The organism is Actinomadura decatromicini, assembly GCF_008121305.1.
In the GTDB taxonomy this organism is placed as follows: domain Bacteria; phylum Actinomycetota; class Actinomycetes; order Streptosporangiales; family Streptosporangiaceae; genus Spirillospora; species Spirillospora syzygii.
In genome coordinates this window covers 762,504-777,446 of record NZ_VSRQ01000003.1, presented here as the reverse complement: position 1 = coordinate 777,446, position 14,943 = coordinate 762,504, and the positions used below count along the sequence as shown (strand labels likewise).

General features: G+C 73.2%; 12 protein-coding genes. 8 read left to right on the top strand and 4 right to left on the bottom strand.

Features of this window, described 5'->3' with window-relative positions; genetic code table 11:
* The first annotated feature begins 26 nt into the window (after positions 1–26).
* Positions 27–566 carry a luciferase family protein gene (locus FXF68_RS17330; RefSeq protein ID WP_148760316.1) on the top strand — a complete coding sequence of 180 codons (540 nt, stop codon included), beginning with the start codon at positions 27–29 and terminating at the stop codon, positions 564–566.
* Between the two features lie 27 nt (positions 567–593).
* Here the strand turns inward: FXF68_RS17330 and FXF68_RS17325 are convergent, their stop codons facing one another.
* Genes FXF68_RS17325 through FXF68_RS17315 form a run of 3 tightly spaced genes read right to left on the bottom strand, consistent with a single transcriptional unit; the run spans position 594 to position 3,726 of the window.
* The gene (locus FXF68_RS17325; protein WP_222869978.1) at positions 594–1,547 is read right to left on the bottom strand and encodes a TolB-like translocation protein; all 954 of its coding nucleotides are present in this window, start codon (positions 1,545–1,547) and stop codon (positions 594–596) included.
* Positions 1,544–2,770, bottom strand: coding sequence for an MFS transporter (locus FXF68_RS17320; RefSeq protein ID WP_148760314.1), 1,227 nt, complete (start codon positions 2,768–2,770; stop codon positions 1,544–1,546). Before FXF68_RS17320 ends, FXF68_RS17325 begins: the two co-directional genes overlap by 4 nt.
* A 50-nt stretch (positions 2,771–2,820) precedes the next feature.
* A complete protein-coding gene (locus tag FXF68_RS17315) occupies positions 2,821–3,726 on the bottom strand; it encodes a metallophosphoesterase family protein (protein WP_222869977.1) in 906 nt (301 codons plus the stop codon).
* A gap of 307 nt (positions 3,727–4,033) precedes the next feature.
* On the opposite strand from FXF68_RS17315, the gene FXF68_RS17310 reads away from it, so the two are divergent.
* Both FXF68_RS17310 and FXF68_RS17305 read left to right on the top strand, forming a co-directional pair.
* Positions 4,034–8,128, top strand: a complete 4,095-nt coding sequence (locus FXF68_RS17310; RefSeq protein WP_148760312.1) for an NB-ARC domain-containing protein — start codon at positions 4,034–4,036, stop codon at positions 8,126–8,128.
* Between the two features lie 145 nt (positions 8,129–8,273).
* Complete coding sequence (locus FXF68_RS17305) at positions 8,274–8,846, top strand: glycoside hydrolase family 25 protein (RefSeq protein WP_148760310.1); 573 nt, start codon at positions 8,274–8,276, stop codon at positions 8,844–8,846.
* On the opposite strand, the gene FXF68_RS17300 is transcribed toward FXF68_RS17305, so the two are convergent.
* A complete protein-coding gene (locus FXF68_RS17300) occupies positions 8,821–9,468 on the bottom strand; it encodes a DNA alkylation repair protein (RefSeq protein ID WP_222870004.1) in 648 nt (215 codons plus the stop codon). The genes FXF68_RS17305 and FXF68_RS17300 overlap by 26 nt on opposite strands.
* 294 nt (positions 9,469–9,762) lie before the next feature.
* Between FXF68_RS17300 and FXF68_RS17295 the strand changes: the two genes are divergently transcribed.
* The 5 genes from FXF68_RS17295 to FXF68_RS17275 all read left to right on the top strand — a co-directional run bounded on the left by FXF68_RS17295 (position 9,763) and on the right by FXF68_RS17275 (position 14,844).
* Positions 9,763–10,833, top strand: coding sequence for a uroporphyrinogen decarboxylase/cobalamine-independent methonine synthase family protein (locus tag FXF68_RS17295; RefSeq protein WP_148760306.1), 1,071 nt, complete (start codon positions 9,763–9,765; stop codon positions 10,831–10,833).
* A gap of 345 nt (positions 10,834–11,178) precedes the next feature.
* Complete coding sequence (locus FXF68_RS17290) at positions 11,179–11,598, top strand: arsenate reductase/protein-tyrosine-phosphatase family protein (RefSeq protein ID WP_148760303.1); 420 nt, start codon at positions 11,179–11,181, stop codon at positions 11,596–11,598.
* A 173-nt stretch (positions 11,599–11,771) separates the two neighbouring features.
* A complete protein-coding gene (locus FXF68_RS17285; protein WP_067892072.1) occupies positions 11,772–12,098 on the top strand; it encodes a histone-like nucleoid-structuring protein Lsr2 in 327 nt (108 codons plus the stop codon).
* A gap of 259 nt (positions 12,099–12,357) precedes the next feature.
* Positions 12,358–13,653, top strand: a complete 1,296-nt coding sequence (locus FXF68_RS17280; RefSeq protein WP_148760302.1) for an FAD-binding oxidoreductase — start codon at positions 12,358–12,360, stop codon at positions 13,651–13,653.
* A gap of 216 nt (positions 13,654–13,869) precedes the next feature.
* The gene (locus tag FXF68_RS17275) at positions 13,870–14,844 is read left to right on the top strand and encodes an ABC transporter substrate-binding protein (RefSeq protein WP_187437968.1); all 975 of its coding nucleotides are present in this window, start codon (positions 13,870–13,872) and stop codon (positions 14,842–14,844) included.
* Positions 14,845–14,943 lie beyond the last annotated feature (99 nt).

Below are 14,943 nucleotides of genomic sequence, written 5' to 3'. Positions count from 1 at the left end.
GCGAGCGTTGGGTGAACGATGGCCCCATGGGCGCGAGAGCCGGACTCAACCGGCTTCCCTTTTCGAACGGCGCGAAACCCGGTACTCGTCTTGTCGACCGGGTCGTGGACGAACTGTCCGGCTGGCCGGGATTGCGGGTCTCGGCGGCGGAATGCGGCACTGGGTCGGCCTTAGCCCTGGGCGGGCGGCAGATCATCCACCTGCCCGGGGAGCACGAGGCCGAGCTGCGGCTCGGTGCGTCGACGGTGCGGCGGCTGCTTCCGGCGCTCCGCGAGTCCGGCCGGCTCATCCCCATATCGGCGGACGAGCCGGCCGTGCCGAACCCGGCCGCGGCCGTACCGAACCCGGCCGCGGCCGGGACGGAGGCCGAGGCGGGCGGCGAGGAGTGGGTGCGGATCCGGGTGGACGGCCACGCCGACGTCTCGCTGATCCTGTCGCTGGCCAGCCTCGCCATCGCCGCCGGCACCCGGACGATCGCCGGTCCCGAGCGCCGCGAGCCGCCCTGCCCGCGGGCCCGGCGGGTCGCCGTCCTCGGCCTCTCCCGGCAGCCGCGCACACGGCCGTGAGTCCCCCGGAACCCACTGGAGCGGAACTCACTGGAGCGGCGCCACCGAGCTCGCGTTGTCGAGCAGCAGCCGCGGCCTCCCGCCGCCGGACGCCGGGAGGGCCCACGTCTGGTTCTTGCCGTCGCTGAGCTGGAGCGTGTAGGCGACGGTGCGGTCGTCCAGCCAGACGGGCTGGTCGTCGACGCTGCGCGTCTCGGCGAGCGGCGCCGTCCGCAGCGTGGCGAGGTCGAGCGTCGACAGCCGCCAGCCCTTCTTCGGGTCGCCGCCGATCGCCGACTTGAAGGCCAGGCGCGTGCCGTCCGGCGACAGGGACGGGCACTCGACGCCGGGCGCGAGCGTCCGGACCGTCCGGGCCGCGAAGTCGCCCTGCACGAGGTACCGCTCACCGCCCGTGGACAGCGTCGCGTAGAACCGGTTGTCGTCGGCGGCGAACGTGATGCCCCAGAAGTTGGCGTCCCGGTTCCGGTACGGGGCGCCGTCCTTGGTGATCGCGAAGTCCTCCACGGACGTGACGAGCCGCCCGGTCCGCGTGTCGAGGACGCCCGCCCGCGTGGAGAACCCCGTGGTCGCGTAGCTGTGGCCGTCGATGAAGAGCGTCCAGGCGACCATCCGCCCGGACGCCGACACCCGCAGCCGGTTCGGGAACCCGGTGAGCGGGACGCGCCGCCGCTCGCGCAGCGCCGCGTCCATGACGACCAGCGCGCCCGCGCTCAGCGCCCCGACCGGGCGCAGGCAGGCGACCGTCCCGGCGGCGGCGTAGGCCCGGTCGCACTCCACCGGCGTGATCCGCCGCGATCCCGGCGGGGACGTGTAGGACAGCCGCCCGTTGGTGAGGAGCTGGAGGCGGCGGCCGTCGCCCGTCCCGCCCGAGGTCCGGGCGGGCGCGGGCTCCGCGCCGCGGAACACCGTGTACGCGACGGCCACGGCCACGAGCAGCACGGACGAGACGGCCAGGACGGCGACGCGGGAGCGCACGTTCACGAGACGGCCCTTTCTGGCGAGCGGAGGAGAAGACCGGTCCCGGCGAGGGCGGCGGCGCTGACGGCGGCGGCGCCGAGCAGCGCCGGGCGGGTGCCCCACGCCTGCCAGGTGACCCCGAACAGCACCGACGACAGCAGGTAGGCGAGCGCCTGCCCGCTCTGCACGAGCGCGATGCCGGTCGTCCGGAGGGCGGCCGGGAGCAGCGGCCCGGCGAGCGCCATCAGCCCGCCGTCGGTCGCGGCGTAGAACGTCCCGTGCAGGACGACGGCCGCGCCCACCAGCCAGAGCCCGCCGCCCGACGCGAACCCGAGCAGCAGGTAGGTCGCGGTGAGCGTCAGGTAGCCGCCGAGCACGACGGGCAGCCGCCCGGCCCGGTCGGCGAGCAGGCCGAGGGGCGTGGCGAGCAGCAGGTAGACGCCGCTCGTCGCGACCGCGAGCAGCGGGAACCAGCCGAGCGCGAGGTCCGCGCGCTGGGCGACGAGCAGGTAGGTGAAGCCGTCCCCGATCGTGGCGAGCCCGAGCAGGACCGACGCGGGAACGAGCCGCCGCGCCGCCGGCCCGCGCAGCAGCTCACGCCAGCGCAGCGCCTCGCGCGGCGGCTTCGGCCCCGGCGCGTCCCGGACGAACAGCGCCAGCACCAGCACGCCGAGGAGCGCGACGCAGAAGCTCGTCATGATGACCGAGTCGTAGGAGCCGGGCGCGGCGGCGAGGACGGCGAGCGCGACGAGCGGACCGGCGAACGCCCCGGCGGCGTCCATCGTCCGGTGCACGCCGAACGCCCGGCCGAGCCGGTCGGGCGGCGTGGACAGCGTGATCAGCGCGTCCCGCGGGGCGGTGCGCAGGCCCTTGCCCGCGCGGTCCGCGGTGATGGCGAGGCCGATCCAGGCGCCGGAGCCCGCCGCGGCGAGCAGCCCGAGCTTCGCGGCGGCGGACGCGCCGTAGCCGAGCAGCGCCACCGGCTTGCGCCGGTCGACGCGGTCGGCCGCGTACCCGCCGACCAGCCGGAGCAGGACGGTCGCCCCGCTGTAGAGCCCGTCGATCGCCCCGTAGGCGGCCGGGCTGAACTGGAGTCCGACGACCAGGTACAGCGGCAGGATCGCGGTGACCATCTCGGCGGAGACGTCCGTGATCAGGCTGACCGCGCCGAGCGCGACGACGTTGGCGGCGACGGGCCCCGCGCGGCGGTGGCCCCTCGCCGGGCGGGTGAGGGTGGAAAGGTACACGCCGGCTCCTCGGGAGGGCCCGGCGCGGGTCGCGCGCCGGGCCCGGGACGTCAGTGACAGTTGGTGGTGCCGCTGTCGGCGTAGGTCTTTCCGGCCTGCGGGACGAACTGCCAGTCGTAGCTGCCCGCGTGCAGCGTCAGCTTCAGGACGCCGTACGTGTCGCTGTTCCGGGCCTGGCTGTTCGGCTGGATGGTGCCGAACGAGTAGTGGCTCGCCCCGCCCATCCCGGCGACGAACTCGCGGATGCCGCGCGCGTTGTCGGCCGCGCCGCTCGGGTTCATCGGCGCGAACCGCTCGTACTGGTGGTTGTGTCCGGTGACGATGACGTCGGCGTTGTTGTCGTAGAGCGCCTGCACCAGCGGCGCCACACCGGTGTAGGGCGCGTGGTTCGCGCCGGACGTCCACCGGGGGTGGTGCCAGTAGGCGATGGTGCACGGCTTCGGGTTGGCGGCGAGGTCGGCCCGCAGCCACTGCTCCTGCGCGCCGCCCGCCGCGCAGCCGCCGCTGATCGACGCGCAGTTGGAGTTGAGGGCGACGACGTGCCAGTTGGCGCCGATGTCGTAGGAGTAGTAGCCCTTGGTCGGGTCACCCGCCGCCGCGCCGAAGTACCCGTAGTAGCCCGTGGCGCCAGCCGTGTTGTAGTCGTGGTTGCCGGGCGACGGCCGGGTGCGGGCCTTGTGCCGTCCCCACGTCGGGTTGTAGTAGGTGTTGAACTCGCTGGTCGTGCCGCTGTCGTAGACGTTGTCGCCGGCGGTGAAGACCGTGCCGGGGATGTTGTCGAGCAGCGCCGCGGTCGCGGTGTCGCCGGTGCCGGAGTTGCTGATGTCGCCGGCGCCGACGAGGACCGGGTCGGCCGCCGCCGAGGCCGCGCCGCCCGGCAGCGTGACCGCCGCGATCGAGGCCGCGCCGAGGACGCCCGTGAGGACGGTCGCGAGCACGCTTCTGCTTGGGGCCATGTCCGCTCCTTTGCGGGGGAATGGGGCGCTCCGGACGGTAATTTCGCAGTTACACGTCCCGGCGAGGGCCCGGCGAGCGCACGCCATCCAGTGGATGAATGACGCCGGAGAACAAAGATCCGTAAAAAGCGGGAGTCAGGAATTGGGGGCGCCGCGGCGCCGGGATAACCCCGAACCGGAAATTGAAAAGCACAATTATCGCGACGATTTCCGGGTCGCGGGACGAACCATTTCCGTGGCGGCGCGTTCCCGAATGCGCCAGGATGAGGGGTCCGGGCCAGGCCCCTCACCCGTCGTCGGAGGTCCGTTGCGTGGCAGAGACCGCTGGCTGGTCGCGTTCCTCGGGATCGCGGTGGCGGTCGTCGCGCTGCTGGCCGGGATACCCCTCAACAAGCTGAGCGGCCTCGTCCTCGCGGGCCGGGACCGCGACCTCCGGTTCTGGCTCGTCGTCACCGGCGGCTGCGTGCTGGCGCTGGTCGCGCTCGGCGTGGCCGCCGAATTCGTGAGCGGCCGGGGCGAGCGGCGCGGTTCGGCGCCGTTCGACGTCCCCGCGCAGGACGCCGGCTGGGTGCCCCGCCGCGAGCTGTCCTCCGCCGTGTCGGAGCTGCTGCGCGGACGGCGCGGCCGGACCGTCGCGTTCACCACGGCCCTGCACGGCGCGGGCGGCTTCGGCAAGACCATGCTCGCCCGCGAGGTGGCCCGCCACCCCGACGTGCGGCGCCGCTACCGGGGCGGCGTCGTGTGGACGACGGTCGGCCGCGACCGGCGCGGCGCCGACCTCGCCGAGCTGATCGGCACGCTCACCGCGCGGCTCGGCGGGACGCCCGCGCCGACCAGCGACCCCGAGCAGGCCGGGCTCCAGCTCGGCCAGGTCCTCGCCGGACGCCGCCCGACCCTCCTCGTGATCGACGACGTCTGGGACGAGTCCCAGCTCACCCCCTTCCTCGGCGGGACGGGCGACTGCACCCGCCTGGTCACCACCCGCAACGCGAAGGCCCTGCCCCGCGAGGCGGCGCGGATCCGCGTCGACCAGATGGACCGGGACGCCGCCGACCGCCTCCTCACCCAGGGGCTGCCGCCGCTCGATCCCTCCGGCCATCGCGATCTGCTGCTGCTCACGGGCCGGTGGCCGCTGCTGCTCTCCCTGGTCAACGGCGTGCTGCGGGACCGGATCGAGACCGGTCTCCCGGCCGCGCGGGTCGCCCGGGACGTCGCCGCCCGGCTGCGCGCCGCCGGGCCCGCCGCGCTGGACCTCGACGACCGGGGCAGCAGGCAGCGCGCCGTCCGCGCGACCGTCGAGTACAGCCTGGAGACGCTCGGCGCCGGGTTCCGCGACCGCTACCTCGAACTGGGCGTCTTCGCCGAGGACGCCCTCGTCCCGCTCGACGCCGTGACCGCGCTGTGGGGCGCGACCGGCGGGCTCGCGCCGGACGAGTGCGACGCGCTGGCCGCCCGGCTCGCGGAGCACTCGCTCGTCCGCAGGCACGGCGGCGAGCTGGAGATGCACGACGTCCTGCGCGACTACGCGAGGTCGCGGCTCGGCGACCATCGCGCCGTGCACCGGGCGCTCGTCGAGAGCCTGCGCGCGGGGGACTGGTGGGACCTCGCGCCCGGCTACCTCTTCCGCTACCTCGTCCACCACCTGTCGGAGGCGGGGCTGACCGACGAGGTGGACGAACTGGTCACCGACGTCCGCTGGCTGGATGCCAAGGTCCGGACGCTGGGCCCCGCCGCCGCGATCAGCGACCTGCGGTACGGGACGACGCCGGAGGCGGGATTCGTCCGCGCCGCGCTGGCGCAGAGCGCCCACCTGCTGGAGCCCGCCGTGCCCTCGTCGGTGCTGACCAGCACGCTGCTCAGCCGCCTGAAGATGCTGGTGCCCGAGCTGTCCGAGCGCGTCGACGCCTACGCGGCGGCGTACGCGACCGTGCGCGGCGGGGCGCTGCTGGAGGCGCGCTGGCCGCTGCCCGACGTGCCCGACCCGCGGCTCGTCCGCCGGTTCGCCTGGCATGCCGGAAACGTCACCGGCCTGGAGTTCGCCCCTGACGGGAGCTGGCTCGCGTCCGCCGACGAACACGGCGGCGTCCGGCTGTGGACGCCCGGCGGCACCGACCTCGGCAGCGCGCAGCTCGACCTCCCCGATCCGCGCCCCACCACCGTGCGGATCAGTCCGGACGGGACGTGGTTCGTCGCCGCCACCGACCGCGGCGACGCGCACCTCTTCGGCCGCGACGGCGAGCACTTCGCCGACCTCGGCGCCGCCCACCCCGGCGGGCTCGCCGGATGGTCGGCGGCGGGCGACGGCTCGTGGCTCGCCACGCTCGGCCGGACCGGCACCGTCCGCTGCTGGACGGCGCGCGGCGTCCCGCTCGACCGCCTCCCCGGCTGCCCGCGCGCCGGGACGACGGGCCTCGCCGTCTCCCCGGACGGCGGCTGGCTCGCGACCGTCGACGCCGCCGGGACCATCCGCCGCTGGGACCGGGACGGCACCGGCTGGCGGCCGGCGACGCTGCGCAAGGGCGGCGGCCGGGGCGCCGACTCGGGCCTGGTCGCCTACCGCGCGCTGATCACCGGACGGAGGACGTACCGCCGCCACCTGGAGGCGCGCCGGCCGATGCTCACGGGCGACGTCCCGGCGGTGGTGATCCGCGCCCTCGCGGCCGGACTGCGTGTCAAGCTCGGCCTGCTCGGCGGCACCGGCCCGTTCGGCTGGTTCGCGGCCGTCACCGGGTTCCGCGCCACGAGCCGTCTCACCCGGCACTTCGACAGCGGCTGGCGGGTCGGCCGCCAGTCCGAGGACGGTCAGCGCGGGTCGCCGCTGGACCGGCCGTCCACCCTCGCAATCGCGCCCGACGGGACGTGGCTGGCGGCCGTCACCAACGACGGCGGCCTCCGGCTCCTCGACCCCGACGGCACGCCCCGCGAGTCCCCGGACTTCTACGTCCGGCCCGGCACCCGCCTGTGGATCTCCCCGGACGGGGAGTACCTCGTCCTCTGCGCGGCCACGACCCTGACGCTCTGGCCGAAGAGCGCCCCGGCGCGCGGGGCGCCGAACCTCGACACCGTCCGCCCCGTCGCGCCGTGGGCGGCGCCCCGACCGGTGCCGGGGGAGCCGGGCCTGTTCCTGGTGGAGACCACGCGGGGGTCGCGCGTCTTCACCGGTCAGGGCGAGGAGAAGAATCTGGACCACCGGATCATCGGCCTCGGCTACGCCCGCCTCGGCGCGCTGACCGCGATCGGCCCCGACCCAGAGACGGCCGCCGTGGCGATCGGCGACACGATCCACCTGTACCGCAAGGCCGTCACGCGGGTGGTGCCGAGGCGGTGGACCGGCGACGTCAAACGGGCCGAGCTGTTCCCGTCCGGCGAGTGGCTGGTCGAGCAGGCGCTCCGGCGCCATCCGGGCCGCCGCCCGCGCGGGCCCCACGGCCCGCGCTGGGAACTGACCGTCCGCGCCGCGGACGGTCAGTTCCGCGTCCTTCTCACCTGCGGGCCCTTCCTGGACGCGGACGACGAATTCCTCGTCCTCTCCGAGGGGCGGCGGATCCTCACCGTCCACGATGAGCTGCTTCAGTTGTGGAGCACCGAGGGCGGCGGGCGGGTCGCGCTGCTGCCGGGGGAGACGCGCCCGGCCGCCGATCCGTCGTCCCCCGGTTTCGTGACCGTCTCCACGCGCGGCCGGTGGGGCGCCGCGCTGTGGACCGACGACGGCGACGAGAAGCTGCTGCTCGGACGGCTCGGCGACGTCACCCGTGTCGGACGGCACCGCGACCGCGTCCTGACGCTCTCTCCCGGCGGCGAGCTGAACCTGCTGGCGGACGACGGCACCCACCTGGCGACCCGTCGTGACGTGCACGGCCACGCCTTCTTCCCCGAGGGCGGGCTGCTCACCTGGGGACCGTCCGGGCTGGCGATCGACGACGTGGACGGCGTCTCCCGCGACCTCGGCGTGCCGTGCGCCGCGCCGCCGGTCGTCGCGTCCGGCTGGTTCGCGCTCCACGACGGCGTCGTCGTCGACCTCTGGCACCGCGACGGGACGCGCCGGGCCCGCGTCCCCGGCCGCGACCCCGCGATCTCCCCGAGCGGGACGTGGTTCACGACGACCGACGACGACCGGTCGACGCTCACGGTCTGGGGCACGGAGGGGTCCGTCCTGCGCGAGATCGGCGGCCCGCCGGGCTGGCTGGCGGGGCCGCCGGTGATCGCGCCGTCCGGCGCGCTCCTCCTCGCCGTGTCCGACGACGGCGTCCTCCGCGTCGCCGACACCGCGACCGGCGAGATCATCACCGGCGTCCGCGCCGAGGCGACGTCCTACGCCTCGCTCACCTGGTTCCCGGATTCCACCGGCTTCCTGGCCACCGGCCTGGACCGCCTCTACTCCTTCACCCTCCGCAGGAATTGACGTCCGCCGGACCCTCGGGACCTGCCGGAAGGCCATGCCGATGTGGTCGGGACGAACGGATTTGTGTCCCGGCGGCAGGTAGGCGGCATCCGCGCTGGAGGAATGGTCTTCCCGGGGGTCGGCCTGAGAGCCGAAAGGGTCCGCCATGCTGCACGGCATCGACGTGGCTTCCTACGAGCCCACCTTCAAGACCGAAGGGCTCGACTTCGTGATCGTGAAAGCGACCGAGGGGCGCACCTACACCAATCCCTACCGGGCCAAGCAGGCCAGGCGGGCCCGCGACGCCGGATGCGCGGTGGGGTTCTACCATTTCCTGCGCGGCCGCCGGGGAATCCGGCTGGCCCGGATCAAAGCCCAGGCCAAGTACTTCGTCGAGCACTGCGGCGCCGAGGACGGCGACATCCTCGCCCTCGACTGGGAGTCCGACCCGAAGGGGCGCCTCCCCACCGCCGCGCAGAAGGACAAGTTCCTGCACGAGGTCAAGAAGCTCCGTCCCGGCCACCGGCTGGTCCTCTACTGCAACCGCGACCTGTGGACGAGGAAGAGCACCACCGACTACAGGGCCGACGGGCTCTGGATCGCCGACTACCGCAAGGCCGGCGAGCCGAAGATCCAGGACGAGTGGCTCTTCCACCAGTACACCTCGGAGCCCATCGACAAGAACGTCGCCGACTTCAAGAGCCGCGACGAACTCAAGGAGTGGGCGTCCGCCGGCTGACCATCTCGTTGATCCAGACGGGCGCGAACGGCGACGTGCAGTTCGGCGGAGTCGGGTAGTCCTTGAGCACCTCAAGGCGCTCCCCGATGCCGATCGCGCGGGCGCGGTGCTCGGCGTGCTCGATGCCGATATGGCTGAGGCACTCGTTCATGGCCCATTGCAGGCGGTCCGGCGCGTCCTTCATCCGCGCCTCGATGATGTCGAGCAGGCCGTCCAGATCGAGGCCCTCGGGCTTCTTCCGGACGCGTTCGCTGGTCAACGCCCAACCGGCGCTCGCGACCACCGGATCCGGGTCGGCGAACCACGCCAGGCGCAATTCCTCCGAATGGGGACTCTTCTTCACCACGTAGTTCACGAGCCAGTCATGGACCTTGGGCGTGCGCGCCTGGCGCAGCATCGCGTCCAGCTCGTCGCGCCCGAACGCCTTCGGACGGCAGATCAGAATGGCCAGCAGCCTCGCCGCGCTGTCGCCGGTCTGCCAGAGCCGCAGCGCGAGTTCCTGCTGCGTCTTCAACCGCTTCGCGAGCGCCCGCAGCTTGCCGAGGTTCACCCCGTGGTCGTCGCCGTGCCTCTCGTTCACGGCGCGCGTCTTCGGATCGTCCAGCCCGGCCAGCTCGGCCATCACCTCGGCCACCGCCGTGTCGCCCACCGCAGTGTCACCCACCGCCGCCTCCCTCCGACGTCCGTCCCATGCGGTCATCAGACTACGACGGAGGCCCATCGTCGGCCGGACGGTCCGCCGCCGCCGTCGCCCTCGGCGGCGACGTCCGACGGCACGCAACTCCGAGCGTGCTCGACGTCCCTCCGGGGCGGTGACCGGGAACGATCCGGGCGCTCGCGGGTGTCCGTTACCGGTCATCGGCGTGCTCACCCATTGTGATTGATGATCCTCGTAGCGTTACCTACGCTCGGGGCCATGGCGATACCGACCGAGCAGATCGGCAGCATTCCCCGTCCCCCTGAACTGCTGGCCGCGATGGCGGCCCACGCCGCCGGCGAGGTCGGCGACGCCGATCTCGCCGCCGCGCGGGACGCGGCGGTCCGCGACACCGTCCAGCGGCTGGAGGCGACGGGCTCGCCGGTCGTCAGCGACGGCGAGCAGGCCAAGCCCAGCTTCGCCACCTATCCGATCGCCGGGCTTCCGGGCTTGGCGCCCGAGGGCGTGGTCATCCCGTTCGCGGACGGCCACCAGCGGCAGTTGCCCGTCCTGACCGAGGGACCGTTCCGATACCAGGTCCACGCCGACACGTTCTACCGGGTCGCGGCGGAGCACGCGCGGGTGCCCGTCAAGCAGGCCGTGATCGCGCCGTCCGCGCTCAGCCTCCTCTACCCGCCGGACGGCATCCCCGGGTATCCGCGCGAGGCTTTCGTGTCCGATCTGGTCGCGGAGGCGGAGGCCGACATCCGGGGCCCGCTGGACGCCGGGGCCCACGCCGTCCAGCTCGACTTCACCGAGGGCAGGCTCTCGCTCAAGCTCGACCCGAGCGGCGGCGTCCTGGACGACTTCATCGCGCTCAACAACCAGGTCCTGGAGCGCTTCACCGACGCCGAGCGCGCCCGGATCGGGGTGCACACCTGCCCCGGCGGCGACCAGGACTCCACCCACAGCCTGGACGTCGACTACGCCGGGCTGCTGCCCAGGCTGTTCCAGCTCAAGGCCGGGAACTTCTACGTCCAGCTGGCGAGCGAGGCCGACCCGGAGAAGGTCCTCGCCGTCATCGTCGACCACCTGCCCGCGGGCGCCCGCGTCTTCATCGGGGTCACCGACCCGATCGACCCGCGGGTCGAGACGCCGGAGGAGGTCCGCGACCGGGTGCTCGCCGCGGCCCGGCACCTGCCGGTCGACCGCCTCGGCACCTGCGACGACTGCGGCTTCTCGCCGTTCGCCGACGACACGTCCACCTCCCGCGAGACCGCCTTCGCCAAGATCGCCGCCCGCGTCCAGGGCACCGCCCTCGCCGCCCGCGAGCTCGGCCTGGCGAGCTAGCGACCCGCCCCCCGCAGGCCCGTGCGGACGGCACGCCCCGCCGTCCGCACGGGCCCCGCCTTTCCCGGCGGGGCGAACGGCCCCGCCACGCGGGCGCGCGCCGAGGCGCGCGAACTCGCCGGGCGCGGCCGCCTCCCCATTATCATTGCGGGCTTACCGCGCGCCGATGTGGTGGCGGCGCGTTCATCCGGAGGCGCGGAATCGGCCTGCCCCACGATCACCGCGCGACATTGCCGTTCACCGTCCGCGGCCCCATGGGCTAAGTGCCCGGCCCGGTCGTCCCGGTCCGCGCCGGGCCTTTGGGTCCGCCGTTTCTTCCGGGCTCGGCGCACTTAGGGGGACCGCATGGACGACAAACCCAGCGTCCTGTTCGGCCGCGTCCACAACGCGGGACGGTCCCAAATGGCCGCCGCCTACCTCACCCACTTCGCGGGCGACGCGATCGAAGTCCGGTCCGCCGGATCGGCCCCCGCGGACCGGATCAACCCCGCCGTCGCCGAGGCGATGGCGGAAGAAGGCATCGACATCTCCGCCGAAATCCCGAAGGTCCGCACCGCCGACGCGGCGCGGGCCTCGGACGTCGTCACCACCATGGGCTGCGACGACAGCCGTCCCGTCTTCCCCGGCAAACGCCACGGGGACCGGCGACTCGACGACCCCGCGGGCCAAGGCGCCGAAGCGGTCCGTCCGTTCAGGGGCGAAATCCGCGTCCGCATCCAAGAACTCGCCGCCGAACTCACCGGCGCGCCCGGCCGGGGAAAGTAAGCGCCCGGCGGCGGGTCGAGTCCGTAACCAGGCGACTTCTATGGCGGGCCGGACGACCGACCGGGAAGACCGCGGTGCTACGCGACCTGTGCGGGCTCTATACTTCTGGATCCACGATGCGTTCGATTCGCTAAAGTAACGATGACGTAGCGCCACGAGATGAAAGGCAGAAAATGGCTCAGAAGGTACAAGTCATCATGACGGACGACCTCGACGGCGGTGCGGCGGAGGAGACCGTCTCCTTCGGCCTCGACGGCAGGGTCTACGAAATCGATTTGAGTGAGAAGAACGCCAACAAACTCCGGCGCACTCTGCACGCCTACATGGAGAGCGGCCGGCGGCTGAAGGCCACCCGGGGCGGGCGCCCCGCGGCCCGCGGCGCCGGGAACCGCGAGCGGTCCGCCGAGATCCGCGAGTGGGCGAGGCAGGCCGGGATCAAGGTCAACGACCGTGGGCGCATTCCCGCCACCGTGGTCGAGCAGTACGAGGCCGCGCACTAGCGGTCCCCGGACCGGACGCGGACGCTCGCCGGGAGGCCGGTGGCTTCGCCTGGCCGCCTCGTCGCCGAGCGAGGCCGCCAGGCGATTCTGCGGCCCGGCGACGCCGCGCGCGGGGATGCCGGGGGCATGAGGTCGCCCGGGGGCGTGCCTCGCTGACCACGTGAAATCCACTGAGCCGGTACTTCGCGGGCAGGATGCTAGCATCCTGTCAAATTAGGAAAGTAGCGATCAGGGCGCGACACGCCCGGGGGAGGACGAGATGATCGGCGGTGATCTGCGGAGGACGGTCAGGGGACGGGTCCTGACGCGCGGCGACGACGGCTTCGACACGGCGCGCAGAGCGTGGAACCTGACGGTCGAGCAGCCGGTCGCGGCCGTGGTGGAGGCCGCGGACGCCGCCGACGTGGCCGCGCTCGTCCGGTACGCCCGCCGCGCCGGGCTGTCGGTCGCCGCCCAGGCCGGAGGCCATGACGCGTCCGGCGACGTCGAAGGCGTGATCTTGCTGCGCACCGGCCGCCTCGACGGCCTGCGCGTCCGCGCGGACGAGCGGACCGCCCAGGTGGGCGCGGGCGTCAACTGGGGCCGGGTGCTCGCGGAGACCGGGCCTCTCGGGCTGACCGGGCTGGCGGGAAGCTCGCCCGCCGTCAACGTGACCGGCTACACGCTGGGCGGCGGCTTGTCGTGGTTCAGCCGGAAGTTCGGCTGGGCCGCCGACAGCGTCCGCGCCGCCGACGTCGTCGACGCGGACGGCGACCAGACGCGGGTGACCGACACGTCCGATCCAGAGCTGTTCTGGGGGCTCAGGGGCGGCGGCGGCGACTTCGCGCTGGTGACGTCCCTCGATCTCGACCTGTTCCCGGTGCCCGTCCTGTACGGCGGACGGGTGGTCTGGCCGGACGCCCGCGCCCCCGAGGTGTTCGACGCCTTCCGGACGATCACCGCCGGCGCGCCGCGCGAGCTGGCCGTCTGGTTCAGCCGGTTCGCCTTCCCCGGCGCCCCGCCGATGGCGGCCCTGGATCTCACCTACCTGGGCGACCCGCGCGAGGGCGCCGCACTCGTCCGCGCCGTCGAGAAGATCGAGGGCGCGATCAGCGACACGCGCGGGACGCTGCCCGTCGCCGACCTCGGCGGGATCGCCGCCGAGCCGACCAGGCCGTCCGCGTCGATGCCCCGCGCGGAACTGCTCACCGGCCTGGACGACGCCCTCGCCACGGAGCCGATCGAACCGCTGCTCTCCGTCCAGATCCGGCATCTCTCCGGCGCGCTGGCCGAGCCGGGTCCCGGCCCGAGCGGCGCCTTGACCGAGCCCTACAGCCTCCACCTGGTCGGCGTCGGACCCAGCCCCGACCTGGCGCGTGCGACCCGCGCCGGGCAGGCCCGTTTCGTCGAGCGTTTCCGCGCCGTCGTCACCGGACGCAAGCCCTACACGCTGCTGGCCCCCGACGAGACGGCGGCCGACTTCTTCGCCCCGCCGGTCCTCGCCCGGCTGCGCGAGTTGAAGCGCGCCCGCGACCCGCACGACGTCTTCCGCGCGAACCACCCCGTCCTCAAGTAGGCGGCCGCTCCTCGCCCTCCGGCGCTGTGACCTCGTGCTTCGCTTGTATTGACCGTTCCATGCCCGGCCATTGACGGTTGCATGTTGTATGTGACAACATCCACGCCACGTGAGCGGCGCCACCCCCGCGTGGGGTGGGCCCCGGCCGCAGACGGAGGAGCGAGTTCGCGCGAGGCCCGGCCCGGGCCGCGGCGCGCCGCGGAAAGCGAGGAGTTCATGAAGGTTCGGGCACGCGTTCTGGGCTCGGTGCTGATCGCTGCGTCACTCGTCCTCGCCGGATGCGGCGGGGGCGACTCGGGTGACGGCGACAAGGGGAAGAAGATCACCGTCGCGACCCAGCCGGACTTCTTCGGGGTGCCGCTGTACTTCGCGGTGCAGAAGGGCTTCCTGAAGAAGCAGGGCCTGGACGCCAAGCTCCAGAAGTTCCCGACCGGCGTCGAGGGCACCGAGGCCGTGGCGACCGGCCAGGCCGACTTCACCACGGTCGCGGGCTTCCCCGTGGTCAGCCTCGCGGCCAGGAAGGCGCAGGTGAAGGTGATCGGGCACAACGCGACGTCCGCCAAGTGGTGGGGCTTCGTGACCGACGGCAGCATCAGCGAGCCGTCCGACCTCGAAGGCAAGACGGTCGGGTTCCAGTCCAACTCCACCGCGAACTACTGGTTCGACCAGTTCGTCGCGTTCCACAAGCTGGATCGTTCCAAGATCAAGATCGTGGACGCCAAGTTCGCGCAGCTCGTCCCGACGTTCGCGCAGGGCAAGGCCAACGCGATCATCCACTTCGAGCCCAACGTCTCCAAGGCCGTCGCCAGCAAGAGCGGCGCCAAGGTGACCTGGTGGGGCGGCGACGACAACCTGCTCCCGTTCTACGGCTACGTCGCGGCGGGTCCGAAGGTCTACAAGGACAAGGACACGGCCCTGCGCGTCCTGCGCGGGCTGCGCGAGACGGCCGAGTACATGAAGAACAACGAGGCCGAGGTCATCAAGCTCGCCAAGGAGCTGACCGGCATGACCGACGACGCCCAGATCAAGGAGATCCTCGCCCAGATCGACTTCAGCCTCGCGTTCGACCCGAAGAGCGTCGAGCAGGTCCAGCAGATCGCGGACTACCAGCTCCAGCACAAGCAGATCAAGGAGCGCGTGGACGCGCAGAGCCTGGTCGAGGCGAGCTGGGTTTCGGAGTCGGAGAAGTAAGGCTCCGGCTCACGGAACGGAGCGCAGCGGAGTGGAGTGAGCCGCAGCCTCACTTCCCCTTGGGGGGTGTGGGGGTCGTCCCCCCACAAGAGAAGAGCC